The sequence below is a fragment of the Sphingomonas sp. PL-96 genome (genome assembly GCF_020707215.1).
GTDB lineage: Bacteria > Pseudomonadota > Alphaproteobacteria > Sphingomonadales > Sphingomonadaceae > Sphingomonas.
Genome location: NZ_JAJFET010000008.1, coordinates 44,196 through 70,867 on the forward strand (window position 1 = coordinate 44,196; position 26,672 = coordinate 70,867).

20 protein-coding genes, 1 tRNA gene and 1 pseudogene are annotated in these 26,672 nt (G+C 63.1%); 8 read left to right on the top strand and 14 right to left on the bottom strand.

What is annotated here, in order from left to right; translation table 11 throughout:
- Positions 1-209: 209 nt before the first annotated feature.
- Positions 210-1,724 carry an aldehyde dehydrogenase family protein gene (locus tag LK533_RS14045; RefSeq protein ID WP_229363704.1) on the bottom strand — a complete coding sequence of 505 codons (1,515 nt, stop codon included), beginning with the start codon at positions 1,722-1,724 and terminating at the stop codon, positions 210-212.
- Positions 1,725-1,873: 149 nt separating this feature from the next.
- Between LK533_RS14045 and LK533_RS14050 the strand changes: the two genes are divergently transcribed.
- Together LK533_RS14050 and LK533_RS18065 are read left to right on the top strand one after the other, a co-directional pair.
- Complete coding sequence (locus LK533_RS14050) at positions 1,874-3,553, top strand: GMC family oxidoreductase (protein ID WP_229363705.1); 1,680 nt, start codon at positions 1,874-1,876, stop codon at positions 3,551-3,553.
- Positions 3,554-3,577: 24 nt separating this feature from the next.
- A pseudogene (locus LK533_RS18065) lies at positions 3,578-4,447 on the top strand (NAD(P)-dependent oxidoreductase); the annotation flags it as partial.
- Positions 4,448-4,736: 289 nt separating this feature from the next.
- On the opposite strand, the gene LK533_RS14060 reads toward LK533_RS18065, so the two are convergent.
- From LK533_RS14060 to LK533_RS14070, 3 genes are read right to left on the bottom strand one after another with little or no spacing between them, the layout of a single operon-like run.
- Positions 4,737-7,160: an FtsX-like permease family protein gene (locus LK533_RS14060; RefSeq protein WP_229363707.1), complete on the bottom strand. Its 2,424-nt coding sequence runs from the start codon at positions 7,158-7,160 to the stop codon at positions 4,737-4,739.
- Positions 7,161-7,170: 10 nt separating this feature from the next.
- Positions 7,171-7,848: an ABC transporter ATP-binding protein gene (locus tag LK533_RS14065; protein WP_229363708.1), complete on the bottom strand. Its 678-nt coding sequence runs from the start codon at positions 7,846-7,848 to the stop codon at positions 7,171-7,173.
- 11 nt (positions 7,849-7,859) lie between these two features.
- Positions 7,860-9,155 carry an efflux RND transporter periplasmic adaptor subunit gene (locus LK533_RS14070; RefSeq protein ID WP_229363709.1) on the bottom strand — a complete coding sequence of 432 codons (1,296 nt, stop codon included), beginning with the start codon at positions 9,153-9,155 and terminating at the stop codon, positions 7,860-7,862.
- A 150-nt stretch (positions 9,156-9,305) separates the two neighbouring features.
- On the opposite strand from LK533_RS14070, the gene LK533_RS14075 reads away from it, so the two are divergent.
- Positions 9,306-10,502: a sigma-54-dependent transcriptional regulator gene (locus tag LK533_RS14075; RefSeq protein WP_229363710.1), complete on the top strand. Its 1,197-nt coding sequence runs from the start codon at positions 9,306-9,308 to the stop codon at positions 10,500-10,502.
- A complete protein-coding gene (locus LK533_RS14080; protein ID WP_229363711.1) occupies positions 10,492-11,643 on the top strand; it encodes a sensor histidine kinase in 1,152 nt (383 codons plus the stop codon). The genes LK533_RS14075 and LK533_RS14080 overlap by 11 nt, the downstream gene beginning before the upstream one ends.
- Before the next feature lie 515 nt (positions 11,644-12,158).
- On the opposite strand, the gene LK533_RS14085 is transcribed toward LK533_RS14080, so the two are convergent.
- From LK533_RS14085 to LK533_RS14095, 3 genes are all read right to left on the bottom strand, one after another.
- Entirely contained in the window at positions 12,159-12,593 is a 435-nt protein-coding gene (locus LK533_RS14085) for a hypothetical protein (RefSeq protein ID WP_229363712.1), read from the bottom strand.
- A gap of 11 nt (positions 12,594-12,604) precedes the next feature.
- Complete coding sequence (locus LK533_RS14090) at positions 12,605-15,703, bottom strand: ATP-binding protein (protein WP_229363713.1); 3,099 nt, start codon at positions 15,701-15,703, stop codon at positions 12,605-12,607.
- A 239-nt stretch (positions 15,704-15,942) separates the two neighbouring features.
- Positions 15,943-16,527: a recombinase family protein gene (locus tag LK533_RS14095; RefSeq protein WP_229363714.1), complete on the bottom strand. Its 585-nt coding sequence runs from the start codon at positions 16,525-16,527 to the stop codon at positions 15,943-15,945.
- Positions 16,528-16,721: 194 nt separating this feature from the next.
- On the opposite strand from LK533_RS14095, the gene LK533_RS14100 reads away from it, so the two are divergent.
- Positions 16,722-17,249 (top strand): hypothetical protein, encoded by a 528-nt coding sequence (locus tag LK533_RS14100; RefSeq protein WP_229363715.1) that lies wholly within the window; start codon positions 16,722-16,724, stop codon positions 17,247-17,249.
- A 113-nt stretch (positions 17,250-17,362) separates the two neighbouring features.
- Here the strand turns inward: LK533_RS14100 and LK533_RS17860 are convergent, their stop codons facing one another.
- Positions 17,363-17,617 carry a helix-turn-helix domain-containing protein gene (locus LK533_RS17860; RefSeq protein ID WP_267495419.1) on the bottom strand — a complete coding sequence of 85 codons (255 nt, stop codon included), beginning with the start codon at positions 17,615-17,617 and terminating at the stop codon, positions 17,363-17,365.
- Positions 17,618-17,694: 77 nt separating this feature from the next.
- Between LK533_RS17860 and LK533_RS14110 the strand changes: the two genes are divergently transcribed.
- Together LK533_RS14110 and LK533_RS14115 are read left to right on the top strand one after the other, a co-directional pair.
- Positions 17,695-17,997: a hypothetical protein gene (locus LK533_RS14110; protein WP_229363716.1), complete on the top strand. Its 303-nt coding sequence runs from the start codon at positions 17,695-17,697 to the stop codon at positions 17,995-17,997.
- Between the two features lie 293 nt (positions 17,998-18,290).
- The gene (locus LK533_RS14115; RefSeq protein WP_229363717.1) at positions 18,291-18,917 is read left to right on the top strand and encodes a hypothetical protein; all 627 of its coding nucleotides are present in this window, start codon (positions 18,291-18,293) and stop codon (positions 18,915-18,917) included.
- Positions 18,918-19,433: 516 nt separating this feature from the next.
- Here LK533_RS14115 and LK533_RS14120 read toward each other — a convergent pair.
- The 4 genes from LK533_RS14120 to cpdR form a co-directional block, all read right to left on the bottom strand.
- On the bottom strand, positions 19,434-21,179 hold the full coding sequence (locus LK533_RS14120) for a hypothetical protein (RefSeq protein ID WP_229363718.1): 1,746 nt from the start codon (positions 21,177-21,179) through the stop codon (positions 19,434-19,436).
- A 352-nt stretch (positions 21,180-21,531) separates the two neighbouring features.
- Positions 21,532-22,563, bottom strand: coding sequence for an integrase (locus LK533_RS14125; protein WP_229363719.1), 1,032 nt, complete (start codon positions 22,561-22,563; stop codon positions 21,532-21,534).
- 92 nt (positions 22,564-22,655) lie between these two features.
- Positions 22,656-22,730, bottom strand: a tRNA-Val gene (locus tag LK533_RS14130).
- Positions 22,731-22,805: 75 nt separating this feature from the next.
- Complete coding sequence (gene cpdR / locus LK533_RS14135; RefSeq protein WP_229363720.1) at positions 22,806-23,183, bottom strand: cell cycle two-component system response regulator CpdR; 378 nt, start codon at positions 23,181-23,183, stop codon at positions 22,806-22,808.
- A gap of 96 nt (positions 23,184-23,279) precedes the next feature.
- Here cpdR and LK533_RS14140 point away from each other — a divergent pair, with 96 nt between their 5' ends.
- Positions 23,280-24,128, top strand: a complete 849-nt coding sequence (locus tag LK533_RS14140) for an N-formylglutamate amidohydrolase (RefSeq protein WP_229363721.1) — start codon at positions 23,280-23,282, stop codon at positions 24,126-24,128.
- A gap of 277 nt (positions 24,129-24,405) precedes the next feature.
- Here LK533_RS14140 and LK533_RS14145 read toward each other — a convergent pair whose 3' ends face one another.
- Together LK533_RS14145 and LK533_RS14150 are read right to left on the bottom strand one after the other, a co-directional pair.
- On the bottom strand, positions 24,406-25,179 hold the full coding sequence (locus tag LK533_RS14145) for a SapC family protein (protein WP_229363722.1): 774 nt from the start codon (positions 25,177-25,179) through the stop codon (positions 24,406-24,408).
- A gap of 30 nt (positions 25,180-25,209) precedes the next feature.
- Positions 25,210-26,655: an FAD-binding oxidoreductase gene (locus LK533_RS14150; RefSeq protein WP_229363723.1), complete on the bottom strand. Its 1,446-nt coding sequence runs from the start codon at positions 26,653-26,655 to the stop codon at positions 25,210-25,212.
- Positions 26,656-26,672: the final 17 nt, after the last annotated feature.

Here is a 26,672-nt window from a genome sequence, read left to right on the forward strand (position 1 = left end):
AACGCAGGGGAAGCCGCGTCTGGCGATATCTACGTTGCCAACGCCGCGTTCCCGGTCTCTTCAACTGCCCGTAGAAGCAGCGCACATCCGGACTTCGCCTTCGCCTCGATCGCTCTTGGGGGCCCTGCCGCCGGTTGTGCGGCAGCAAGGCCTGAGAGCTCGACGCGAACCCGCCCGATGATCCGCTCGTCCGTTGCGGATGGCGGAGGCTACCCGCCTACGCTTTCCGACGATCCTGGGCTGAGCGCCCGCGCATCGCTTGGGTATGGCCGCGGCGTGTGCTGCAGCGTGACCCACTGGTCGGTGGTGAACGCGTCCACGGCCCAACGGCCGTTGAACCGGCCGATGCCGCTGTTCTTCTCGCCGCCGAACGGGCTGAACGGCAGGTCGTTGACCGGCTGGTCATTGACGTGCGCCATGCCCGCCTCGATCGAGCGGGCGAAGCGCACCCCCTTTTCCAGGTCCCTGGTAAACACCGCGGAGGACAGGCCGTAATCGGTGTCGTTGGCGATGCGTAGCGCCTGCGTCTCGTCCGCGGCGCGGATCACCGGGGCCATCGGGCCGAAGATCTCGTGCCGGTACAGCGCCCCCTCCGGCTCCACGCCGGCGAAGACGTGTGGCGGCAGAACCAGTCCCTGCGCATCGCCGCCCGCGACTTGAGCGTAGCCGGCGTCGCGCGCCTTGCTGATCGCCTCCTGCACGCTTTCCAGCTGTGAGCGGTTGATGATCGGACCGATGAAGGTCTCGGGATCGTCCGGGCCATTCCTCTTGAGTGCCTTTACACGGGCAGCGAAGCGGTCGACGAACTCGTCGTAGACCGGCCCCTCGACGATCAGCCGATTGGCGATCATGCAGATCTGCCCCTGGTGGAGGAACTTGCCGAACACCGCAGCATCGACCGCAAGGTCGAGATCGGCGTCGGCCAGCACCACCAGCGGGCTGTCGCCACCAAGCTCCAGCTCAAGCCGTTTGATGATGTCCGCTTCATAGGCGATGCGGCCGATGCCGCGGCCGACCGGCGTCGACCCGGTGAAGGAGATGACGCGGGGCACCGGGTGCTTGACGAAGGCATCGCCGATCTCGCTGCCCGGCCCCGGAATGACGTTGAGGATGCCCGGCGGCAGCCCGGCCTCCTCGAACATCTTGGCAAACAGCAGCCCGCCGGTGATCGGCGTGTCGGACGCCGGCTTCAGCACCACCGCGTTGCCCACCGCCATCGCTGGCGCGAGCGAACGTGCCGACAGCTGAAACGGCCAGTTCCATGGCGAGATCACGCCGACGACACCGACCGGCTTGCGGTAAACGCGGCTTTCCTTGCCGGGCGTGTCGTTGGGCAGGATCCTGCCCTCCACCATGTGCGGAAGCGACGCTGCTTCCAGCATCACGCCCTGAACCGACTTCCATTCCAGCGCGCCCTTCAGCAGCGTGCCGCCGGCTTCCCGGACGATCCAGCCGATAATCTCGTCGCGGCGTCTGTCCATGATCTGGGCGACCTTGGCGAAGATCTGCGCGCGCTCCGACGGCAGCTTGGCCGCCCATTCGGGCTGTGCCTTGCGCGCCGCTTCATACGCGGCTTCGAGGTCGGCCAGATTGGCCTGGGGTGCGTCGCAGATCGCCTGCTCGGTCCAGGGGCTGAGGTTGGGCTTGGGGCGGGCGCCACCCGCCGTCCAGCGACCGCCTATGAACAGCTTTTCGAAATCCTGATACTCGGGCGCGGCTGTCATGGCGGCTCCTTGGGCATGGGGTTCACGCGACGAACGCCCGCGCCGCCAAGAAGTTGAATGGGAAATCGGGGGTTCGTCGCTGAAAGGTCACGGATCGATGGCTTTCCCGTCATGGGGGCGGCCCCGATCGGGTTTGCGGCGCGTTAACGATGACCGGTGTGCCAGCAGCGGCATCGCCGTTCACCTCAGCTCTCCCGGAGTCGATCATGGCCAGGTCAACAGATGCCACGTCACAAACCTACGACGTCATCGTCGTCGGAGGAGGGTCGGCCGGATGCTTGGTGGCCGGGCGGCTTGCCAGTGAGACCGACGCGAAGGTGCTGCTGCTCGAATACGGCGGCCGGGACATCACGCCGCTGATCCACATCCCCAGCGGCTTTTCCAAACTGCTGCAATACAGTCGCTTTCTGTACCCCTACAAGACTGTCCCGCAGCAGCAGTTGGGTGGGCGCCAGGTCGCTCTCCAGCAAGGATGGGGCCTGGGCGGCGGCAGTTCGATCAATGCCATGGCCTATGTCCGCGGTCAGCCGCGCGACTATGACAGCTGGCAAGCGGCGGTCGGCGACACTGGCCAGTGGTCGTTCGACGACCTTCTCCCACACTTCGTCGGCATGGAGGGCAACGACATCTTCGCCGAGCCTCTCCATGGCACCAGCGGCCCTTTGAAAGTGTCGCAGCCACAGCGGCTGAGCCCGATGAACCAGGCGGTCATCAAGGCCTTCCAGGAAGCCGGGCTCCCCTACAATGCCGACTATAACGGGGTCGAGCAGCGCGGCGTCGGCCCGTGCCAGCTCACCATCGGCAACGCCCGCCGGTGCAGTTCGGCGGTGGCGTTCCTGCACCCGGCCAAGAACCGACCCAACCTGACCGTGATGACGGACGCCCTGGTGACGCGAGTGATCCTGGAAGGTGACCGCGCGGTCGGCGTCGAGTTCGTCCATGACGGGACGCCGCGCCGCGCGCTCGGTGCCGAGATCGTCCTGTCGGCAGGCGCATTGAACACGCCGCGGCTGTTGATGCTGTCGGGCATTGGCCCGGAGGACGAGCTTGCCCGGCACGGCATCTCCGTCGAGGTCAGCGCGCCCGATGTCGGACGTCATCTGCAGGATCATCCGCAGGTGCCCGTGATCGCACGCTCCCACACCGAACTCGGCTATGCGAAGAATGCGTACGGCCTCGGCATGCTCGAGGCGGGCATCCGCTATATAACGACCCGTAGCGGCCCGGCCGCCAGCAACGGCGTGGAGTCGGTCAGCTACTTCAACCCCGACGACCCCGAAGGTGAGCCCACCATCCAGTGTTTCCACGCGCCGGTGATCGCGAATGCGGCGCTTGGCGCGCCCGACCGCCATCCGGGGCTCACGCTGGAGAACGTGGTGCTCCAGCCCAAGAGCCGGGGACAGGTCACGCTGGCCGACGCCGATCCGCGGTCCGACCCGCTGATCGACCCCAATTACTTTGGCGATCCAGAGGATATGCGCCGGATGATCGGTGGGCTTCGCTTTGCTCGCGAAGTGCTGAAAAGCCCGGCATTGCGCGACGTGCTGGAGCCGGAGATGCTGCCGGGTCTCGACGTGCAAAGCGACGAGGGGCTGGCGGAGCACGCGAGGAACACGCTGACCTGCATGTGGCATCCGGTCGGCACATGCCGGATGGGTGCCGACGAGGGGGCGGTGGTGGACGCATGCTTGCGTGTCCGCGGCGTACGCGGGCTGCGCGTCATCGATGCCTCGATCATGCCCAACATCGTCAGCGGCAACACCAACGCGACCACCATGGCCATTGCGAGCAAGGGTCTAGAACTGCTGCGGGCGGACATGGCAGCGTAACGGAATTGGAAGGTCGGGAGGTACCAAGGCATGAAGATAGGGTTCATCGGCCTGGGGCAGATGGGAAGCGCGATGGCCGCCAACTTGCTCAAGGCCGGTCACGAGGTGACGATATGGAATCGGTCGTCTGACAAGGCCAATGCGCTGGTTGAGGCTGGCGCCCGATGGACCGACCGCCCCGCCGACGCTGCGCAGGGCGAGGTTGTGATGAGCATGCTCGCAGACGACAGGGCCGTCGAAGCAGTCGTCTTCGGCAAAGACGGCATTGCCGGCGCACCGGCGCTTCATGTGTCGCACAGCACCATCAGCATCGCGCTGGCCGATCGCCTGACGACCGAGGCCGGCGAACGCGGCTATGTCTCCGCTCCCGTGTTCGGCCGACCACAGGCAGCCCAAGCGGCCAAGCTGTTCGTGATCGCTGCCGGCGCGGCCGCCCACCTCGACCGGTGCGAGCCGCTGTTCGACGCGATTGGACAGCGCACCTTCCGCATCGGCGACACGCCGTCGGCCGCCAACCTCGTAAAGCTCAGCGGCAATTTCATGATCTTGGCGGCGGTCGAGGCGATGGCCGAAGCGATGACGCTGGCCGAAAAGGGTGGCGTCGATCGCGCCACGCTGCTGGAGGTGCTGACCGCCACGCTGTTCGGCGCGCCCGTCTACCGAACCTATGGCGAGATACTGGTCGAGGATCGGTTTCGCCCGGCTGGCTTTGCCGCGCCGCTCGGCCTCAAGGACATGACGCTCGCGGACGCGGCGGCAACGACATACGGTGTGCCGATGCCGGTGCTCGGCATCGTCCGCGATCACCTGCGCTCGGCGATCTCTCAAGAAGGAGACGATGTGGACTGGGCAAGCGTCGCGCTGGCCGTGCGAAGCGCTGCCAAGGCGAGATGACATCCTCTGACGCCCACCCCGTCAGAAGGTGCCCTGCTCGAAGCCGCCATGCCTTCGCTGATGAGTACGCCGGTCGGCTGCGCAGCCTGCTCCGGCCGTCACGGCCTACCACGTCTCGAACGCGTCTCGACCCGGATGAAGAGGCCCAGCACCACGATCCCGACCGCCAATCCGCCGGTGTTAAGCCCGGCATACAATCTGTGGCGGGTCAGAGAGCGACAAAAGGCCGAAGCGGTTCATTGGATGGAAATCACGAGCGCGAGCGGCGATGCGGAAGCGCGGTAGCCGCTCAATCATGGCGGAGCGCCTGAGCGGGGGCGATGCGGCCGGCGCGCAGTGACTGGCCGAGCACCGTCAGCACCGCGATGGCGGTCGCGAGCAGGCTGGCGGCGGCGAAAGGCAGCGGCGTCAGCGCCACCCGGTCGCCGAACCCCGCGAGCCAGGTCCGCATGGCAGCATAGGCCAGCGGCCAGGCGATCAGATTTGCCAGCAGCACCGGTCGCAGGAACTCGACCACGAGCAGCTTGGCAATGTCGGTCGAGGACGCACCCAGCGTCTTGCGGATCCCGATCTCCCTGGTCCGCCGGGCAGTGTTGAACGACGCCAGTCCCCACAGCCCCACGCAGGCGATCAGCACGGCCAGCCCCGCGCCCATGCCGAACAGCCGCGCCGCCCGGTCGTCGGCCTTGTAGAACTGGGCCAGTTGCCCTTCCGCGGTGTCGGCGACGAGGGGCACCTGCGGCGAGAGGCGCTGCCAAACGGCACGGATCCCGCCCAGCATTGCGCGAGGATCGCCGGTGAAGCGGATCGCCGCGACCGGGGTTCCCGGCATATCGCGGTGATACTGATAGTAGATCGCCTGATCGGGCGTCCGCGGCGAAAAGAAGCGCAGTCGGTCGATCACGCCGATGATCGTCCGCGGATATTGTCGACCCACGGTCTTGCCTACCGCCTCCTGGGGCGAGCGGAAGCCTAGCCCGGTCACTGCCGTGCGGTTGATGACGATGTTGCGCCCTTGCGCCCACTTGGTCCAGTCGCTGGCATCATCGGCACCGTGCGCGTCATCGAACAGCCGGCCCGCCAGCAGGCGCGGGGCATAGGTACGGAAGAAGTCCGGCCCGACCTGGATTGCCTTGATCGGCAGCCCCGGACTGGGCCGACCGGGCACATCGATGGCATCGACGCCGCCGTCGCCGTTGCCTGCGCCGGCGCTGCCGGCCCCCGCCGACACGACGCCAGGCAGCCGGCGAAAGGCCGCCAGGATCGGGCGCGACTGGTCCGGGAAGATCCGCTTGTCGGCCAGCGACGGCACCACGATCAGTCCCTCGCGCCGGAAGCCCAGATCGGACCGGCGGACATGCGCCGTCTGCGCGACCAGCACGATCGTGCCGATGATGAAGGCGATCGCCACGCCGAACTGCACCACCACTAGGGCCTCACGCGTGCGCGTTCCCGCCCGCCCGCCGCCCGGCGCGCGGGCAGAGGCGAGCACGGCCGCAGCCGGGAAGCGGGACAGGAGCAGCGCTGGGTAAAACCCCGCCACGAGGCCCAGCAGCAGCACCAGCGCCGCCAGCAGTGGCACCACCAGCATGTACGGGACCGCGAGCGACAGCCCGCCGGCCGCGTTGACCAGCGGCAGCCCGACCTCTGACAGGATCAGCCCGGCGACCGCTGCAAGCGCCACGGTCAGGATCGCCTCGCCCAGGAACTGGCGAACCAGGGCGCCCCTGTCTGCGCCCAGCACCTTTCGCATCGCCACTTCGCGCGCGCGCAGGCCCGCGCGCGCCGTGGCGAGGTTCACGTAATTGACCGCTGCGATCAGCAGCGTCAGCACACCCACGACGCCCAGCGTGGTTACGGCCAGCGCGAGCCCGGCGCTTTCGGCGCCCGGCGGTTGCAGGTGGCGGCGCCTGATCGGCAGCAGCGGCAGCGAGATCACCTTGTCGGGCGCCGGGCCCAGGTCCTGCCCGGCGTGCCGCCGGATGAAACCAGGCATCTGCTGCTCGAAACGCCGCGCGGCACCGGCCGTGGAAAAGCGCAGCAGCGTCGATACATCCGCTGTGCCCCATTTGTACCACGTCCAGGCCGCCGGCGGCGGCTTTCGCGGGATGGGCAACAGAATCGACATTTGGAAGTCCGTGTTGGCAGGTAGGTCCTCGAATATGCCCGCGACACGGTAGGTTTCGGGCGCATCCACCGCGACCGTGATCGTCTGCCCAACGGGATCGGCGGCGCCGAAGAACCGCCGGGCAGCCGAACGGCTGACCAAAGCAGCGGACGGATCAGCCAGCGCGCGGCGGCCGTCACCCCGCACCATCGGGATGTCCAGCACGTCGAAGAACGAGGGATCGACCTGCGCCACGTCGGCCCGGACTGTCTCCCCACCACTGAGCACGCTGCCCCCGTCCTCGCCGCCGCGTATCCGGGTGCCGACAAGCGCAGGATAGTCCTGCTGCATCTGCTCCAGCATCCCTCCCATGGTGCCCGGATAGGCGCCGTTGAACGGACTGCCCGGCAGGTGCAGCCCCGTCTGTACGAGATAGATCTCATCGTGGTGGGGCAGCCACCGTTCGAAACTCGTCTCGAAACGGACGTAGAGGCCAAGCACCAGGAAGACGGCGATCCCGACCGACAAGCCTCCGATGTTGAGCGCGGCATGGAGCTTGTGGCGGCTGAGCGAGCGGTAAAGCGACAGCAGGGCGAAGCGGTTCACGGTCTCCGCCTCAGATCGCGCGCATGGCGCTGGCGACGATGCGGCCGTCGAGCATGTCGATCCGCCGCTTCGCCATGTCGGCGTGGCTCGGCGAGTGTGTGACCATGACGACCGTCGCGCCCTCGTCGTTGAGGCCTGACAAGATGTTCATCACCTGTTCGCCATTGGCCGTGTCGAGGTTGCCGGTCGGCTCGTCGGCGAGAATGAGCTTGGGATCGCCGACGATCGCGCGAGCGATGGCGGCGCGCTGCTGCTGGCCGCCCGACAGCTGGTGCGGGAAGTGGCGGGCGCGGTGGGCGATCCCGACCTTGTCCATCGCCGCCGCCACCCGGCTGCGGCGGTCTCGGGCATCCTTGCGATAGGCGAGGCCGAGGGCGACGTTCTCCTCGATCGTCAACTCGTCGATCAGGTTGAAGCTTTGGAACACGAAGCCCAGAGTCTGCCCGCGGAATTGCGCCAGCGCCTTTTCGTCGAGCGCAGCGAGGTCGCGGTCGCCGAACAGGTAGCGGCCGGCGGTAGGGCGGTCGACGGTGCCCAGCGTGTTGAGCAGCGTCGACTTGCCGCAGCCCGACGGCCCCATGATGGCCAGGAACTCACCCTCCGCGACGTGAAGGTCGATGTCGGCAAGCGCGGTCGTCTCCACCTCGTCGGAGAGGTAGCGACGCTGAATGTTCTCTAGGCGGATCATGCGCGGGCCTTTCAGTCGATGTTGAGGATGTCGCCCTTCACAGACGCGGTGTTGGTGGTGACGATGCGCTCGCCTGCCCGCAGGCCGGACAGGATCTCGACCTGCTCGGGGTTGCGGCGACCGGTGCGGATCCGACGGCGCCGGGCGTGGTCACCGTCTGCGTCGAGGACAAAAGCGGACGATCCGCCGCCCGACTCCAACCAGCCGCCGACCGGCGCGACCGTTGCAATCGCTGTGCTGCCGAGCGTGATGCGGATGTCGAGCGTCTGCCCACGGTTGAGGCCGGCGGGGGCGGCGCGAGCAAAGGTGAGTTCGACGCGGAAGCGCCCGTCCTTCACCGCCGGAAGCACCTTGGATACGGTGAGGGCGGTGCGGTCGCCGGTGCGTGCCCTTTGCCCGACGGCGACGCGGCCGAGATAATATTCGTCCACGTCCGCCTCCAGCTTCCACGACCCCTCGCTGTCGACCTGGCCCGCCGGATCGCCGGCTCTGAGCGTTTGGCCGGGCTGGAGCGTGAAATTGGTCAGGCGCCCGCCCGCCGGCGCGCGGACCGTCAGCGCCTCCAGCCCGCCGCGCACCGCCGCCAGATTGCCGGACAACCGCTCTCGCGTATCGGCAAGCCGTGCGCTCTGCGTGGCGGTGATCCGTGCCTCTGCCGCCCGGCCGGCGCGCAGCTGCGCGAGGCGGCGTTGCTGGTAGTCCGCCTCCTCTTGAAAGCTTCTGACCCCTGCGTCGGAAAGGAAACCCTTGTCGTGCAGCTGCTGGCGTACGCTGAGGTCGCGGCGTGCCTTGATGAGATCGTACTCGGCCTGCGACACCTGCGCCGCCCGGTCGAGGCTGCTGCGCTCGATCCCCAGCCCCTCGCCCGCGACGCTGCCCAGCTGGCTGGCGATCTGCGCCTCGCGGGTCAGCACGTCGAGCCGTAGTTCGGGATTCGCCAGCGTCGCGAGAGGCTGCCCCATCGCTACCATCGCGCCGTCCTGCACCAGCAGCCGTTCGACCTGCCCGCCCGCCAGCACGCCGACCAGGGTGGTCACCCGCGGCGCGACGGTTGCGCGGACCGGCAGATAGTCATCGAAGGCGTTGCGCGCCACGGCAGCCGTCTCAATGTCTGCCGCGGCGATGTTGGTGGACCCGCTCGCCGGCAACCACCGCCACAGCGTCAGTGCACCCAAGAGGATGACCGCGGCAGTCAGCACGGCGCGGCCGCGCCACCACGGGCGCGCGGATCGAGCAATGCGCCGATCCATGCTCGTGCCCTGCCCGATGCTGGACGGGGTGCTTGCGCCCTGATGCTGTTCGGTCATCATGAGCGCAATGTCGCTCAACCGTTCCGAAAAGCCTAAACCGCTATGAACGCGAAACTTTCATCCCCGGCGGACGATCCGCACCGTCCAGCGCCGGACGCATTGTCCAAGAATGGACGCCAGGATGCGGCGTCAAGTGCGCTGTCGTTGTTGCTTGTCGACGACAACCGCCACGTTGCCGGATCGATCGAGGTCGCCGTGCGGCTCGCCGGCCACGCGCTCGATCGGGCGGACGGGCCGGAGCAGGCGCTGTCCTGTCTCGCCACCCGCCGTTATGACGCGATCCTGCTCGACATGAATTACGAAGCCGGCCGCACCGACGGCGAGGAAGGTCTGGCGCTGCTGCGCCGCATCCTCGCCGATGACCGGCGCGCGCGCGTGGTGGTCATCACCGCACACAGCGGTATCCGCATCGCGGTGGAAGCGATGCGGGCGGGCGCATGCGACTTCGTGATGAAGCCGTGGCGCAACGCCGACCTCCTCGCCAAGCTGGAGCGTGCCGCGGCGACGGAAGCCGCGCCACCCCGGATCGCCGGCCCGCAGTCTCGGGCCGATCCGGCGCGGCTGATCGGCGACAGCGCCGCGATAGGGCACGTCCGAGACCTCGTGCGCCGCATCGCGCCGACGCTGGCGGGGGTCGTCGTCACCGGGCCGCCCGGCAGCGGCCGCACATTGGTCGCCGCGGCGATCCACGCCGCCTCGGCTCGCGCGGCCGAGCCGCTGATCCGGGTCGACCTGCGCGACACGACGACCTGGCCCCGCCTCGAGAATAGCGGCGCGACGTTGCTGCTGCGCCACCCCGACCGGCTGGACGAGGTCGAACAGGCGCGGCTACTCGACCGGTTGCCGGAGGACGCCCGGATCATCGCTGTCGCCGACGACGTCACCGCGATCGGCCCCGCCCTCGCGCGGCGCGTGGCGACGGTCGAGATCGCGCTGCCGCCGCTGTCCGCCCGCGGCGACGACGCGCTGCTGCTTGCCCGCCACTTCGCGCGGATCGCGGCGGAACGCCACGGCCGGGCCGCGCCGCACCTCACCCCGGCAGCGGAGGCGGCGGTGCTGCGGAACGACTGGCCTGACCAGGTGCGCGGGCTCGCCGCCGCGGTCGAGCGCGCAGTGCTGCTCGGCGAGGGCGAGGCGATCGACGCTGCGCTCCTTCTGCCGCCCGCCTTGCCCTCCGCACCCGAGAGTGCCCTCGGATCATCGCGCTTCGACCTGGAGGAGAATGAGCGCGCCGTGATCGAGGCGGCGCTGCGCGAGCACCACCACAACGTCACCCATGCCGCTGCCGCACTGGGGCTCAGCCGGGGAGCGCTGTACCGCCGCATGGAGCGCCATGGCCTCTGACACCCCGTTGCGCTGGCGCCGCGCGGTCGGGCGACTGGCATCCGGTAGTGCGCTGGTGGTCACCGGCGCCGTGCTGGTCGTGGCCTGGCAGAATGGCTGGTGGGCGACGCTGCTCGGGGCGGCACTCTGTGCGGCATGGATCGCCGCGGTCGGCGGTTGGTCGGCGCTGCACGGCGTCGCTGCGAACACCGCCATTGCGGCCCCGCGCGCTGACGCCCGCCCGCTGCCGCTGCGTTCGCTGCTAGATCAGGTACCGGTCCCGCTGGTCCGCACCAACGAGGGCAGCGCACACGCCATCAATCGGGCAGCCCGCACGCTGTTCGGGACCGACGACCGCATCCTGTCACCCCCGTCGGCGCTGCTCCGAGGGTCAAGCCGGCGGCTACGGCACGAGGGACGCAGTTGGCGCGTCGATGCCGTCGACACTGCGCCGGGTGAGCGCCTCGCGGTGCTCATCGACGTTGGGGCGGAGGAACGCGCCGCCGAGAGCCGCGCAGGCGACGAGATGATCGATATTCTCGGCCACGAACTGCTGAACGGCCTGTCACCGGTCGTGTCGCTCGCCGACAGCGCGGTCACCGCTGCGGCGCAGGGGGACACCGCCCTGCCCGATATTCTGGCCACCCTTGCCCGGCGCGTCGAGGGGCTGGAGGGCTTCACTCGCGCCTACCGTACCCTGTCGCGGCTGCCCGATCCCGTCGTGCGGCCAGTGCCGCTGGACCAGCTGTTCGACGATCTCGCGCGTCTGTTCGCGAGCCGCTTCGGGGAAATGGTTGCTCTCGATATCGGCGTCCCACCCGGCCGGATCGTCCAGGTCGATCGTGACCAGTTCACCCAGGCGCTCTGGGCGCTGCTCCAGAACGGCGCGGAGGCCGCGCTGGCCGGATCGCCCCCGCGGCGGGTAGCTCTCACGATCGCGGCCGCTCCCGAGCTTGCGATCCGTGTCGCCGATACCGGCTCCGGCATCGCCGCCCCCGACCGCTCCCGCATCTTCCGCCCCTTCTTCACCACCAAGCCGCACGGATCGGGCATAGGTCTCAGCCTGGCCCGCCGCATCGCCCGTGCGCACGACGGCGACCTGCGTCTGCTGCCGACGATGCCGACGACGTTTGAGATAACATTCTTGAGCGCGCGCGAGTGAACCCGACATAGAATAGTCGGGGCGATACCCGGAGATCGTGGTCGGACGAGTTCCCGAGTTGGGGGAGCCTGTTGTTCGCTTCTCCGAAGCAACCCCCGCCTGACGGGCAAGCGGCGGCTGGAACAGGCGACGAAACCGGGTGACACGCAAAACGCACGCAAACTGGCCCGCGCAACGCTGATGCTGGAAAGCAAAAAAGCCCTGCTAAGCTGCTCGCCTAGCAGGGCTTTTGATGGTGGGCGTGGCAAGGATTGAACTTGCGACCCCTGCGATGTCAACACAGTGCTAACACCGCCCCACATTCGAAAGCCTTCAAAAAGCCGCGCTTCTCCGCTGCTAGTTGATGGTTATAGACGCGCTCGGCAGCTTATCAAACACCTGACTGCGTCAAAATTGTGCCAGACGTTCTTGGTCGATTTAACCGTGCCAACCTAACCTGCGTGAACCTGCAGTCTAAGGCATGGCTTCACCCTCCAGTCGCCCCACGCATCTTTGCCGCACAACGTTCTAGAGCTTCACCGAGGTATACCCTGCCAGATGATGACGCTGTGACCTATAAGCCCACATAACACAGCGAGAATGATGTACGTCTCGTACCATGATAGTAGCCGTCTAATCAGATGCGGCCTGTCGTCGATGCCTAAGTCCTTCCCGAGCGTCTCCGCTTCTTCCTGTTTGTATGACAGCCAAGAGGCTATGCCTCCCACTAGCAGACTTACAGTGATCGCCGAAACAAACACGTTTGCCAATAGCAGCGCCAGGACACCTGCCCGGTAGGACGCCTCACTAATGTCCTGAGCGGTAACGTCTTTGACGAGAGTATAATACCCGGCGCCCACCGCCACAATGAATACCTGGTATACAGAAGCGATCTTGAACGTCGCCTCATTTAGGCGCCGCTTCTGTTCAAGAACGTACCTATACCGTTCAACAGCGAACTCACTTGCCATACCCACCCCGCCTACTCTTCGAGATTCTGCGACCTACGATCCCATACAAACGTGTCGAACAGTCGCGGCTTCGTGCCTGTCAATGCGACTGAGAGGTTCTCTCGGTCGTTCAGATACGGCGCCGCAGAGGAGAAGCCAGTCTGCGAAGCAACTCGCTCCACCATCTCGTTAGTTACGAGATCCCAGGTTATATTCAGCGCCCGTACAAACTCGATGAACAATCCAATCGCACACGTCTCTAGAAGCCCGTTCATGTCGGACAGTTCAAACTTCGTGTTTAGATATTCCGCCAGTGGGGTGCTTGGAACTAAGAATATTTCCCTGCCAGCGTGGAATGCTCCAAACTCAGAAAGCCCATGTGCCCGCACCTTATCAGAAGGCACATTGATTTGATCGAAATGGCTCGATCCCCTGATTCTTTGCCTCGTCTCTGAAAACATCTGGTAAGTTTTCAGATCGCGCTTCGCTAACGTTGTGTATGCGTCTGCAAACGACATCCAGCCTGGATCTGCTCCCGACGGAGCCCAGCGTAGGCGGATCTGGCGATTAGCTTCACTCGCCTCTACCTCAACAATTTCGAACTCCCTCTTGATGGTCTTTTCGAGGTACGAGGCAGATGTGAGATTGCATAGCATCGCCCCTGCCGGCATGGAGGCAGCTCGGTTTCCGATGGTTGCCAGGAGGCGCTGCGTTGTCACATTCCCGGGCGCCTCCTTGACGAAGTATTCGATTGAGCGTTGGAGAGGTGACTCAAGCGTCCAGAATTCACTCTCCTGCCGCAAGTCTTCTAAAGATACATTTAGACGCTCGTCCCCTTTTTCAATCAGAATCATCGGCACAGCCGCCATCTGATCCCGCAACAAGTCCGACTTCTTAGGAGGCTGGTCGCCAATCAACGGACTCGCGATGAACGGCGCTGTGCCCACCGCCCTGGAAAGGGAACACGCTTCCGAACTAGCAAGGCGGCTAACCTCCGCGCCTATGTGACTAGCATACATTCCGTAAATTTTGCGGAGCATGTCGCGATATTCGGAAGTATCCTCCAACGCTGATCGAGCAACGTTCGTCTTAGGCGCATTGACGCCAGTCGCGTTTGCAACCGCCAGGATACCCATCCCTTCGTACCCAGGAGTGGCATACTCGACAGCGACTCCCTCTACGCACGTAGCAATCGGCGGCAACTCGTCTAGATCCGAACCGCGGGTGCGCCGATGGGGCGGCACCTGCACGAAACTCCAGTCATGGTAGAATTCGTCTTTACGAACAGCGAACGCAAGCTGGAGTCCTTCCGAGTCCCTCTCCCTCACCTCTATGTTCCCCTTCAAGCCTAGCTGCCGGGCCTGATGTGAATCGAGGTAAGCTTTCAGCGCAGCCGCTGGCGTGTCATAACCGATGTCCACTGGCTCGTTATCGTCAACAAAGACGGTGACACGACATCTTGGGAACATGAGCCAGGATTTCGAGATACGAAGAACGTCTTCTATTTTGGCTGTGGGTCGGATCGTCAGCTTGACGGAGGTTCCGTGAGGATAAACGTCAAGCTCCCTCCTGTCGGAGTCTTTGTTAAGGAGCTTGATGAGGTACTTTCCATGAACTGATCTAAGCGCGATTCTCCTGGCGTCCTCTTTATCCTCCGTGCATGTCGTTATTTCGACATCATCGGAAATCATGAAGGCGGACAGAACACCGATCCCGAACCGGGAGATAGAATGAAAGTTCGGGTTCTGTTCTATAAACTTCGGATCTTGGTATCTCGATGAGCCGACCTTCAGAAGGTGATTCTCGATAACTTCCTGGGTCATGCCCGTTCCGTTGTCGGTCACGGTCAAACTTCGCTCTGCGGTGTTCCAATATATTTTCATGTGCCCGTCCAACTCGGACGAGCCTTCGGAAAGCGCCGCCTGAAGTCGAATAGCATCAAGACTGTTTTGGGTAAGCTCTCTGAGCACAACGTTCGTGTCATTGTAGAGCGTATGACCGGTAAGCAAGTCCAGGATCTTGCTTTGATCCAGTTCGAATCCAAAAGACTCCGCTAGAAAGCCACTCGCCTTAACATTCTCTTGGTCAATGAACCGCCAAGGAAATCGGTACGGTTTCGAAATGAGCTTGCTGGACTTCTGAACAGCGGCATACGAGGAACCAAGCTCCTTCTCGGCGTAGGAGAGATAGGTCGTGAGTCCAAAGAACCCGTCTGGCTCAGTAAATGTCGCATGCACCTCAACTGTATTGCTAGGCGCACTTGAATTTACGCTTCCATCTTTCTCACGCCCATCTTGCTTTCTTATGTTACGGACGGCCCGCTGCTTCTGCCACTCAACCTGGCTCCTCGGATCACTTGGGCTTACCAATTGGTAAAGAGCCGATGGTACCCTCTTCCTGCTGATCTGAAGCAGGTCCAATGAACGTAGCACAATGGCGACGTATTGAAGGTTTGCGGTCTCATCTTCTTCCATGCCATAAGGCTGGGACAGCCGATATTTCGAAGTGTCTTCTATGTCTCCGAGAACATGGCTTTCACAAAGCGCCGCGAGATCGGAGCGTATGGTCTGGTCGAGCGGCTCAAGCATCTTCTTGATTTGTTGACGGACAGATGTTCCACCCGCCGACGCCTCGGAATAAGTTCCATCTAACCACGACTTCACTCGGCTACCGTGATTGTAGCGCACGTACTCTTGGTATCTAACCCGCTCCGCGTCGTCCGCATCCATCGCCGACAGGTGCGCTGCAAACTCCGCCGCCTTTTGTTCAGGTATGATACTGTGCGCGTTGAATTGTCGGAACTCTGGGTTGTCATGCCGGGCCTTGTACTCATCCCGGCTGATGAGCAGGCCTATGTCGTGGAAGTAGATAGACAAGACCAGTAGTATCCAGTCCGCCTTAGACATCGCGTCTTGTGTTTCATCGGGAATTAGCCACTCCGCCATCTTGAGCATGTCTATGACGTGACTAAAGCTGTGGTCTGTGTACTCGTAGAAGAAGCCGGCGCTTCGTACATCGTTTAGCAGGACCTCGACTTGGTCTCTCACATGGTCAAGATTCACCGGGAACGCAGCTAGGCGCGTAGCTTCGCGCGCGCGCTCCTCGATAGCCGTTAGCGGAATGTCAGACATAGCCCCCTCGCCCATTAAGTCGTTGCTCCCTTATGAGATTAGCGATGGGCCAATATCAAGCGGCGCCCTTCCTCGGCAGTGGCCAGCGACACAGCGGCTCCCGATAGCTCGCGACCTAGCCCCACATTGCTCCAACCGGCAGACCGTCGCGAGCCAGCTCAGCCCGTCAAAGCGGATGTTAGCAGAGCCAGTGCTAGAAGGCCTTCACCGCAGGCCTAGAGCCATCGGCATAGCTGGAGCTATCGAACCTTAGCGGCGCAATACCGCTTCACTGTGGCAGCGGATAAGCCAAACTCGGTCGCGGTGGCTGCAATGCTAGCGCTATAATTGCTTCGCCATTTAGCGACCATTTCCGCATCGGCAGCATAGGGCCTACCGAGGCTCGTCTTGCCCCGATGGGTCCGACCTGTAGCAGCTATCGCAGCGCGAGCAGCGTCCCTGCCAGCTTCGCAGCGCTCCTTAATCCTGTTTCGCTCCATATCCGCCATCTGCGCCAGAACGGCGACGATAAGCTCGCCCACACCCTTCCCGATAGGGCCTAGGCCAAGCACATCCACCGTAACTCCCTTGCCGATCAGCTTGCGGACGGTGGACTGAACATCGAGGGCATCCCTGCCCAATCGATCGATAGCGGCGACGCACACGACATCCCCTTCGCGGACATAGGAGAGCAAGGCAGCGAAACCGGGACGGTCAAGCGCCAGCGTTGCACCTGAGACGCCCTCATCGGCGAATTCCTTTTCGAAGCTTCCACTGAGAGCCTTCCGCTGCGCTTCCACGCTTTGATCACTGGTGGAGCAACGTAAATAGCAGATACGGCTCATATCAGTTCGACTCGCTCAGAAGGTGCCACTTCATAATGAGCCAGGATGACAATGAGTCAACGTATCTTTTGAGCCAGGAAGAGGCTTGTAAGCGCACATAGCTCAACAGGTACAAGTTATGAGCTAAGTCCCTCTTTGCTGGCCCGCCGATGTAAACCATACATAAAGGAGGCGACCTCCTTAGGATTGACCAAGTGCCCGAAATCGTTCGATGGCTAGAAACGCATGAGAGCCTGTCAGGCTGGGCGCAGTTTTTAGGCGCCATGCTTGCGCTGCTACTAACCTATTTTACGGCTTTTGCACCAATGTGGAGACGTAAAAAGCAGCTAAGAATGGCAGCAGCAAGGTTGCTGTCTAATGGGTTTGAGGTTGTTGAAAGCTACCACTACACATCCGAAAACTTTCTTCCGACATCGCTTTCTCTCAGGTTTGCGATATCGACTATGAAAAGTGTCGCTAACGAAATTGATCGCTTCCCGGTATACGAGCTGGACGACCAAGGACCTCGCTCCCTAGCCCGTCATCTAGTCGCCGTTGCGGGGACGCTAAGGGGTCTAGAACTGTACCTAGACGCCTTGGACCCCGGCACGGGAGACACAACAATTTCTGCCGAAGACAGGGATGCGATGCGAACGTTCCTAGCTGAGCGGCTTGCTCTCTTTCGCGACATGTTTTCCGGGAAGGAACTCAAACGCCCAGTCTGGCCACAGGAGAATAACTAGGACGACACGGCAGACGGGACGGGAGCGCACGCCGGATCAGTGACACACCGTTCAGCGGTGCGGAGAATGCGGGCGACGCATCGCAAACTCAGACACCCGCCTCGGGCACAAACCTACGATACGAGCGGCTCTATCATCTGTGCGGGGTCGCAGCCTAAGGCGCGTGCAACGTCTACGAACTCGACCACGTCCAGCCGCCTCTCTCCCGTTTCGTATCGGGAGACAAACTGCTGATGCCGATTGAGCAAGGCTGCCAATGCGGCCTGCGACAAGCCCATACTTTTCCGAGCGGCGACTAGTTGCCCCACCAAGTCCCGATACCGAGGGTTGGCGATCCCTTTACCAGCCGGTGACTCCTTGCTCGTCATCCGGGAGGCTGTGCGACCGCTTGCCGTCTACACAAAAACCGTGTGAAGTGCTCCCGGTCTATTAAGGGGGGAATGGAATGAAGCGGTTCGGTGCAGGCATATGGGTCGGTGGAGCGCTGTTGATGCTGGCGAGCCCATCCGATGCCGGCCCGCCAATCGTGGGGCGGTACAAAACAGAAGTGGAAGGACGGAAGTACCGGGTGCTCGTTTACAAGGACGACACGGTGAAGGTGGCGCTTGGGGGCGTGTTCGGCCCAGGCGTCAGCATCCAATTGCGCGACAAGATGCGCCGGGCCGTCGAGGCGACTACGCACTGCGCGATTGTGGATGACTTTTGGCTCGATGGTAAGCTTAGCGGCAAACTGAGTTGCGCGCAGTAGGCGGGCGCGGGGTGGCTGGTCTGCCGGATACCGACTTTGTTGTGTCTCTTACCGGTGGCGTACAAACTTTCGTCCCCACTTCCGAGAGGGGTAGGTCGTGGTTGGCGGCATCCGGGAAGGGCGCGGTCAATGAAGACGGCGCGCTTGTTGCTGAACGCGACACTGCGTCCGCAGCCACTTTCCAGGACCTCCTAGACCGAAAAGGGTTCAAATGTTCATCACCAGAGGGCGCGGAGATACGGCACCGACCAGTGCCGGTTAAGCCAGGCGGCTGGACGTTCGGTTGCTTAGCGATGCTCATTGCAGCCGCAGCCCTGCCCCTGATTGGCGCAGTCTATGTAGTTGGTCGCCTTCTCGGACCTGGCGTTGCCGCTATCGCTATAGGAATTGTCGTAGCGCTGGCGACGGCTGGCGCGCTGTTAACGTGGATGCAGTCCGATGCGACAAAGGCATTCCGCAAGAAGCTGGCCTCCTTGAACTTCCAGCCGGATGCGCTTGAATGGTGTGGTGCCGGCACGCTGATTGCGATCGACAAGAGTAGCCGGCGGCTGGCGATTCAGGCATCGGGAGCGCTGATGCTTCGCGACTTCGATACGCTAGTAGGCGTCGAAATTGAAGAGGACGGGGCGACTATACAGAAGACCGATCGCGGTAGTCAGCTTGGTGGAGCGCTGGTCGGAGGTTTGATCGCTGGCCCTGCTGGCCTCATTGTGGGTGGTCTAAGCGGCACAAGGAGAACCGAAAACCGGGTGCGGGCTGTAACCCTCAACATATTCACCCGCGATACCACCAACCCTACTCTGAAACTGTCATTCTTGAATGATCCGTCGGGCGCTATGGCCACGTCAGAGACATACAAGGCTGCCCGATTGCAGGCTCAAGAGTGGTACAGCCGTATCAGAGCGGTGATTGAGACTTAGGATGCTGGCAGTCTCTTAGTTTGTATTTTTATGCGGTGGTACTGGGCGGCTTAAATACCTTCGAGGCCGGGCGACGGCGGCACCGGGTTCGGATCGCACAATCCCCTACAGGGTGTCAGCAGGCGGTACCGGTGATCCAAGGTGCGAAATTCCGCCTATATTAGGCCGCTACAGGCCCGTTAGCCCTGGTGGTGGTGCTGGGCTCTGTTGCCGCATGGAGTGATCCAGCGGGCATTTATTGATGCATTAGAGCGGCGCGGGCGCCGGTGTCGTTGGATGCCGTGCAAGCTCGCCGTTTTCGTATGCGCGCGGGCAGCGCCCGTGTCATCATCAATAGCAAGGCACGCCCCGCCCTTTTCCATAACCCCGCGCCCGCCGGTTCGCAGCCTCCACGCCGATTGCAGGAACATCGATGTCTTAGAGTTATAGCCGAAGCTGCTAAGGCATGCCTTCTTAGCCAAACACCCAATATTCGGGAAAGCTCACACGACCTGTTCGCTTTAGCCATAGGCGTTCTTACGAATTGCTACGTCGCCTAATGCGCTGCCCCTCAGATACTAGCTGAGCTGACAACATATACGATTGTACCGTAGGTTTTGTCAGCTGCCTTCGGAATTCATTGCCGTCCATACCGGCAGCTTCATAGACTTGCTTCTTACGCACTTCTTCTACGCCCGCTAGAAACAGCTTCTTTAGCGCAGCGATAACCGCACCCGCATGCCCAGCCGGCACCTTTTCCTTGTCTGGACCCCATTTGCTGATTTGCGCACCTGGGAAGGTTTCAGCAAGAAGGCGCTCCGCATTATTCTTTGGGCTAGCTACGATGTATACGTTGCACTCTCCCGCAACGCCATTGACGCTGTTCCGCGCATTACCACGGAGGATCGCTTGCAGCATGTTATGCTTGAATTCACCCTCCCGAATTGCCCTTGTGTCGAGCGCCGGAACTTCTGCGACTGGCACCCCAGCGGCTGCCATACCGATCGCACCGTAGGACTCATCAGGGTAGAAGAATGATCCAATCACAATCATGTTCTTGACGTGCTTGTAGTCGTTGATGCCGTGATGCCGCCCCCAATGCACGAAGTTAAATGGAATGCGGTCTCCGGTGGCATCCTTTACGGCCGCTTCTACGTCGACCTTTCTCGATGCCTTACTAGACACAACGAGCCAGGGTCCCTCGCCTTCCGCCATTTGCTTTGCAACCTGTCGGTAGATCGCCCGACTCTGGTTGGTGTCCCTCAAAACGTCTTTTCCGCATGATTGCAGCCAAAGATGGATGTGCAGATTTTGATAGTTGGTTTCACTAGAAGGTAGGCGCACGACGTTCTTCTGCACCTTCTCCATGATGCCGTAGGTTGCACGTACACGCGCGGACGCATCCGTGATAACCAGTGGCGCAAAATCGGCTGGCAGTGGCCGCGTAGACCCTACAAGCGCGCGGTTTTGTTTTCCGCCAACAGCTCGCACAACAAGCTCCCTGCCTGCGGCTGCACGCAACGCTTGGACGATAGCCGCATCCTCACCTGCAAGATCGATACTCCCGGTCTGCATGGCAGCAAGGACCTGCCCCAGGCCACTCCGCAGAGATGCAGGTACGAGCATCGCGCTGCCAGGTTCTGCGGCGTCCATCTTGCGCGCTAGCGCCGCGATATCGTCGGCAACGGTATCAAAGCCGAGATACAATGCTCCCGGAAGCTTTTGCATCATATACAGATTGAAGGAGATGGCTTCGGCAAGGGAAAATGCCTCATCCCAAATCCGGAGCCCCCTAGGCCGCCCTTCGAAGTAGAAATCGCTAGCCACAGCAAAGCGCCGATCGGCTGTTCGTCGGATCAGCATTTGCTGCGTCGTCAGCAGGACCGGCGCGTTGTCCAAGTCGACGCGACCGAAAGCATTTACCGCATCGTCGCGGGTCAGACAGGCGAAATCCTCGCGGGCAAGCCCTAGCCGCGCTACCATCCCCTCAATCTCATCCTTGGTCTTCAAACCAATGAGGATTCCACCAGAAGGTTGGAAACCCCTCTCCTTCCAAACCCTTACGAAGGAAGAGATAGCTTGGGTTTTACCCGACCCCGGAGGAAGAGAATTCAGATAAAATGAGGGAGGAAGGATTCCAGAGAGTCCATCAAAAAACACCTCTTGAAGGCTCTTTAGAGAAGCCTTCTCAGAGTCAGATACCTGATTTCCAAATGAGGTTAGGTCATTAAGAAGCAGGTTAAAGGATACCTCTACAAAGGATTCCTTTTCAGATGCAGACATACATTCACCTTGAGAGAGTTAACTGGATTTCTCAGGTGAAATATTAAAGTATGCATTTCATCAATCCATCTATAGAACGGAGTGCCTACTTTTCAGTAAGCCAGCGATACGCGCCAAATGGCGCGCACCGCAGGCATTGTCAACACGCGGATACAGAGAAAGTTAATCTATATTTGGTATATGTTTAATCGCGTACTGTTTTAGGGTTAACTTCTGAAGCCTGAATTGTTAATTCAGTACTCTTTTAAACTTAAGCTTATCCCTTCTACCTATTCAACCTCGCGGATTTCCGTGGCGCAGCGTTGGTTGGAAAGGATGATGGAACTGAATTCCCTTTCTTCCGCCACGAAGCTCACGGTTGCCCCACCTCCTGCTCCCATGATCGCCCGGCCAGTTTCCGAGCAAGCGTGGATGGCTGGATATGCGTGTAGCGGGCAAGCATCCGCAGGTCCCGATGACCCGATATGGCGGCAAGCTCGACGGTGCTAAGCCCCAGCTCAGCAAAGCGAGAAATGGCTTCATGGCGCAGATCGTGAAAATGGAGGTCTGGCATACCGGCTCTAACACGGAGACGGTTCCAAGCCAGCTTCAACGACATAGCGGACATGGGCAGTACCTTCGCGTCGGATCGCCGAAGCGACCTTAACAATGCCACCGCCGAGTCGGTGAGAGGTACGGTCCGGGCGTACCCTGTCTTCGTGCGCGGGATGTGAGCTACCCGTCTTTCGAGGTCGATTTCAGCCCACGTAAGGTTCAGCAGTTCACCCCGTCGCAGACCGGTCTCAATCGCCAGCATAACGGCAGGGCGGATAAGCTCGTTACGGCTCTTGGCAACCGCCTCTACAAGCCGCTCCAACTCTCCATGCTGGAGTCGCCGGTTGCGCGCGTTCTTGACAGGGAGACGCCGTACCTGAGCCACGGGATTGCCTGCCAGGCCAACGCCCCATTCCAGCCGGGCGATTTCTATGACGTTATGGAGCAGCGATAGCTCGCGAGCTACGGTGCCGGGCCTCGCCTCCTTTGCCCGCTTATCTCTATAAGCCGCAAATGGGGCGGAACTCAGGTCAGCAAGAGCGAGATCGCAAATCCCCGCCCTCAGTATCTTGGTCAGCCTGAACCGCTCAGTTTCCGCGCTAAGCTTGGATGGGGTTATCTCGGCTAGGTAGCGGCGTATCAGGTCTCCCATCGTCTGACGCCGCAAAGCGCGATGGCTTACCGGCTGTTGACCCTGGTCGATCAGCGATTCTCGTTCGCGGGCCCAACGCTCCGCCGCGTCCCTTGATGTAAAGGTACGGTACTCCGGCTCGTACCCCTTCCGACGGACCTGGACGGACCAGCCGGCCGCCCGCTTCCTTATAGTCGCCACCATCGTCTCCTGTGACAAGTTTGTGTCAGGAGCGGCGAAAGCGACTTTTCAAGGACCGGTCACAGAATGACAAAAGCCCCGGAAATCCGTAGATTTCCGAGGCTTTCGAGTGGTGGGCGTGGCAAGGATTGAACTTGCGACCCCTGCGATGTCAACACAGTGCTCTACCACTGAGCTACACGCCCTCCGGGAGTGCGGCCTCTAACGGGGAGCGCCTGGGAGCGCAAGCACCGAAAGCGACCTTTCCGAAAAAAGTTTCGTCAGCTGTGCGAGGGGACGCTCTCCTCTGCAAACAGCTGATCGACTTCGCGGACCAGGTCGCGCAGGTGGAACGGCTTGGACAGCACGCGCGCCTGGGGCACCGCCTTGCCTGCCTTCAGCGTCACCGCCGCAAAGCCGGTGATGAACATCACCCGCATGTCGGGTGCGATCTCCTGGGCGTGCTGGGCCAGTTCGATGCCGTCCATTTCCGGCATGACCACGTCGGTGAGGAGCAGGTCGAACTGGTCGTTCTCCAGCAGCGGTAGCGCTGCCGTACCCCTGTCGACCGCGACCACCCGATAGCCCGAGCGCTCCAGCGCGCGCGCAAGATATTCGCGCATCACCTGGTCGTCCTCAGCCAACAGAATCCTGTACATGCTTACCCCTAATGCGAGCGCTCGCGTCTATGGGCGAACCCCTGCCGCTTTTCCAGCACGTTGCGGCTGTTCGTCGCACGTCCTAGCATCGCGCGGGTGACGCCCCTGCCCCAACCCTTTGACCGCCATGGCCTGGAAGCGCCGGTGACTCCGGTCGTGCTTTCCGCGCCACACGCCGGGCGCATCTACCCGGAGGCGATGCAGGAGCTGCTCCGGCTGCCGGTCGCAGCGCTGATGCCGCTGGAGGATCGGCTGGTGGACCAGCTTGCGATCGCAGCGCGCGGACCGCACACGCTGTTCGTCGCCACGCTCGCGCGCGCCTGGATTGACCTCAATCGCGGCGAGCATGAGCGCGATCCTCGCATCGACGCGGGCGCCGATCCGATGGCGCAGCCCCAGGCGTCGCTGCGGCTGCGCAGCGGCCTTGGGCTGGTGCCGCGCCGCGCAGGCGCCGCAGGAGACGTCTGGAAGCGGAAGCTGACCGCTGAGGAGGTGTCCGCGCGGATCGTCGCCCATCACCGGCCCTACCACGCGGCAGTTGCGGCTGCGCTGGCGGCCGCTCGCGCACGGTTCGGAATCGCGATCCTGCTCGACATCCATTCGATGCCGACCCTGCCGGGTGTTGCCCCCGCGCAGCTTGTGCTGGGCGACCGTCACGGCCACTCGGCCGCACGCCCGCTGGTGACGGCGCTGGAGAATGCCGCACGCGAGTCCGGGCTGCGCGTGGTGCGCAACCAGCCCTATGCTGGCGGGCATGTCGTGGCCACCCATGGCGCCCCAAACCGCAACGTCCACGCCATCCAGATCGAGTTCGATCGCAGCCTGTACCTGGACCCCACCCTGACCGGGATCGGTCCCGGACTGGCGCCGCTTGCAGCCATGCTGTCGCGCATGATCGCGGCTGTCGTCGAAACGGTCACCCCCACGGCGCTCGCCGCCGAATAGCCCATAAAAAAACCACCCCGTGCGCAAAGCACGAGGTGGCCTAGGTTCAGGGAGGAGACACGCTGAAAGCGTGTCACACGATCCCGCGAAAGGGGGGAACACGAGACCGCGTACCGGAAATATAGACGGCGGGGGCAAAGGTTCAAGGTTTTCCCGAGACTTGCGGCAACTTGCACGTCGCGCACGACGAAACGCCGCCCGCCGGTAATGGGCGGACGGCGTTTCACGCTGAGTCTGGAACGGTCAGCGGGAGCCAGTCACCCCCGCTGGCACCGGATCAGGCGGTCGGCTGCGCCAGAGTGATCCCGGCCCGCACCTGACGCGCGAACAGGTCGCGCATCAGCGAGAGCGAGAAGATGTGCGCATAGAGCAGCGGCAGCATGCCGTTCTGCTGGATCTTGCGCAGTTGGTCGCCGCGAAGCTCGTTGAGCTTCTTTTCGTCGACCATCTGGAAGCCGCGGTAGATGAAGGGCTGGGCCGCGCCATCCGGCTGGATCGAGACTTCGCCGTCGATCAGCAGGCCGAGATCCTTGACCTCCTTCACGAACATCGCGGTGCGCTGGCCGGCCTGCTCGAACTGCTCGTTGAACTGCAGGATCTGCTTGGTCGTTTCGCTCGGCTCGGTGCCATCGAACAGCGGCTCGCCATCCTCGAACGCACCGATGGTGTCGGCAGTCGGGTCGAAGCAGAGCGACAGGTCTTCGCTGTCCGGACGCAGGCGCGCGAGCATGTACGGATAGCGGCGCACATAGGCCGGGACGTACACTTCCGGATCGATCAGGCGGCCGTCGGCGTCGATAAAGGTGTTCACGCCTTCGTTCAGGCCCATCAGCGCGAGCGGCACGGGATCTTCGCCCACCGAGAAGACGATCGGCATGCGACGCTGCACCAGCGGGAATTCTTCCACCGTGACCGGCACGGCATGCTCGTTGACCAGGAACGGCGCGCGATCCGCAACGCGGATCTTGTAGTTGGCGTGCTGCTGGCTCGAAAGCGGCTCGAGCTGGTTGTAAAACAGAGGAAGCCCGTTGTTCTTCGGCGCCGTGGCCATTCTTGATCTCCTGGAACCCAGCTTGCGCGTCTATTTCGCCCCGTCGACGCGCGCAAGCGTCACCAGCTTGCCGGGATTGAACAGGTTCATGGGATCGAGCCCCCGCTTGATCGCGGCGAGCGCCGCCAGTCGTGCCGGCGGCCCCAGTCGCGCCAGTTCATCACGCTTCATCTGGCCAATGCCATGCTCGGCAGAGATCGACCCGCCGGCGGCAACCACCAGGTCGTGGACGAACGCTGTGACCCCAGGTGCCTCCTCCGCGATCCAGCGCGACGGATCTGCGCCAGTAGGCGCACGAACGTGGAAGTGGACGTTGCCGTCGCCCAGGTGGCCAAAGGCCAGCGCATGGGTGCCGGGGAACCGCGCCTGCGCTGCCGCCGCCGCCTCCACCATGAAGCGCGGCATGCGATCGACGGGCACGGAGATGTCGTGCTGCACGGCCGGGCCTGCCGCACGCTCGGCCGCGGACAGCGAGTCGCGCAACCGCCAGAATGCCTCCGCCTGCGCCTCGGAGGCAGTGATCACCGCATCCTCGACCAGCCCTGCGTCCAGCGCATCGCCGAGCAGTGCCGCCAGCAGGGCGTCGGGTGCTTCCACCTCCGGGCCGGCGGCCACGGCTTCGATCAACAGGTGCCACGGGTGCACGCCGCCCAGCGGTGCACGCGCGTCCGGCAAATACTGCAGCACGCGCTCCAGCGTGTCGCCCGGGATGATCTCAAAGCTCTCGATCGCATCGGATGCCCCTTGCATGCGGCGCAGGAGGCTGAGCCCCGCTTCCGGATCGGCAATGCCGGCCCAGGCCACCGCGCGGCTGTGGATTGCGGGCGCCAGTCGCAGCGTCGCCGCCGTGACGATGCCCAGCGTCCCCTCCGCACCGATCAGCAGCTGGTCGAGGTCATAGCCGCGGTTGTCCTTGGGCAGCGGGGTCAGTCCGTCATGGATGCTGCCGTCGGGCAGCACCGCCTCGACGCCCGCCACCAGCCGCCGCATCGTGCCCCAGCGCAGCACCTGCGTCCCCCCGGCGTTGGTGGAGACCAGCCCACCGATCGTGGCACTGCCGCGCGAACCCAGCGTCAGCGGGAAACGGCAGCCCGCCTCCCCCGCCCGCTCGTGCAGCGCCTGCAGGATCACCCCGGCCTCGGCCACGGCCAGTCCCGCTGCCGGGTCCAGGCTGCGGACCCGGTCCAGCCGGCGAGTCGAAAGGATCAGCGCCGTGCCGTCGCGGGGCGGCGTGGCCCCGCCGACCATGGACGTGTTCCCACCCTGCGGCACCAGCGGCACGCGGTGCTCGGCCGCCAGCCGGACCATGGTCGAAACTTCCTGGGTGGACGAAGGCAGCAGCATCGCAAGCGCCGCGCCATGGAACCGTCCGCGCCAGTCGGTGAGGAACGGCGCGATCCGATCCGGGTCCGTCGTCAGGCTGCGCTCGCCCAGCGTCGCGCGGACGGCGTCGATCAGATGGGTCGGGGAGGTCATCGGCTCGCGCTACAGCG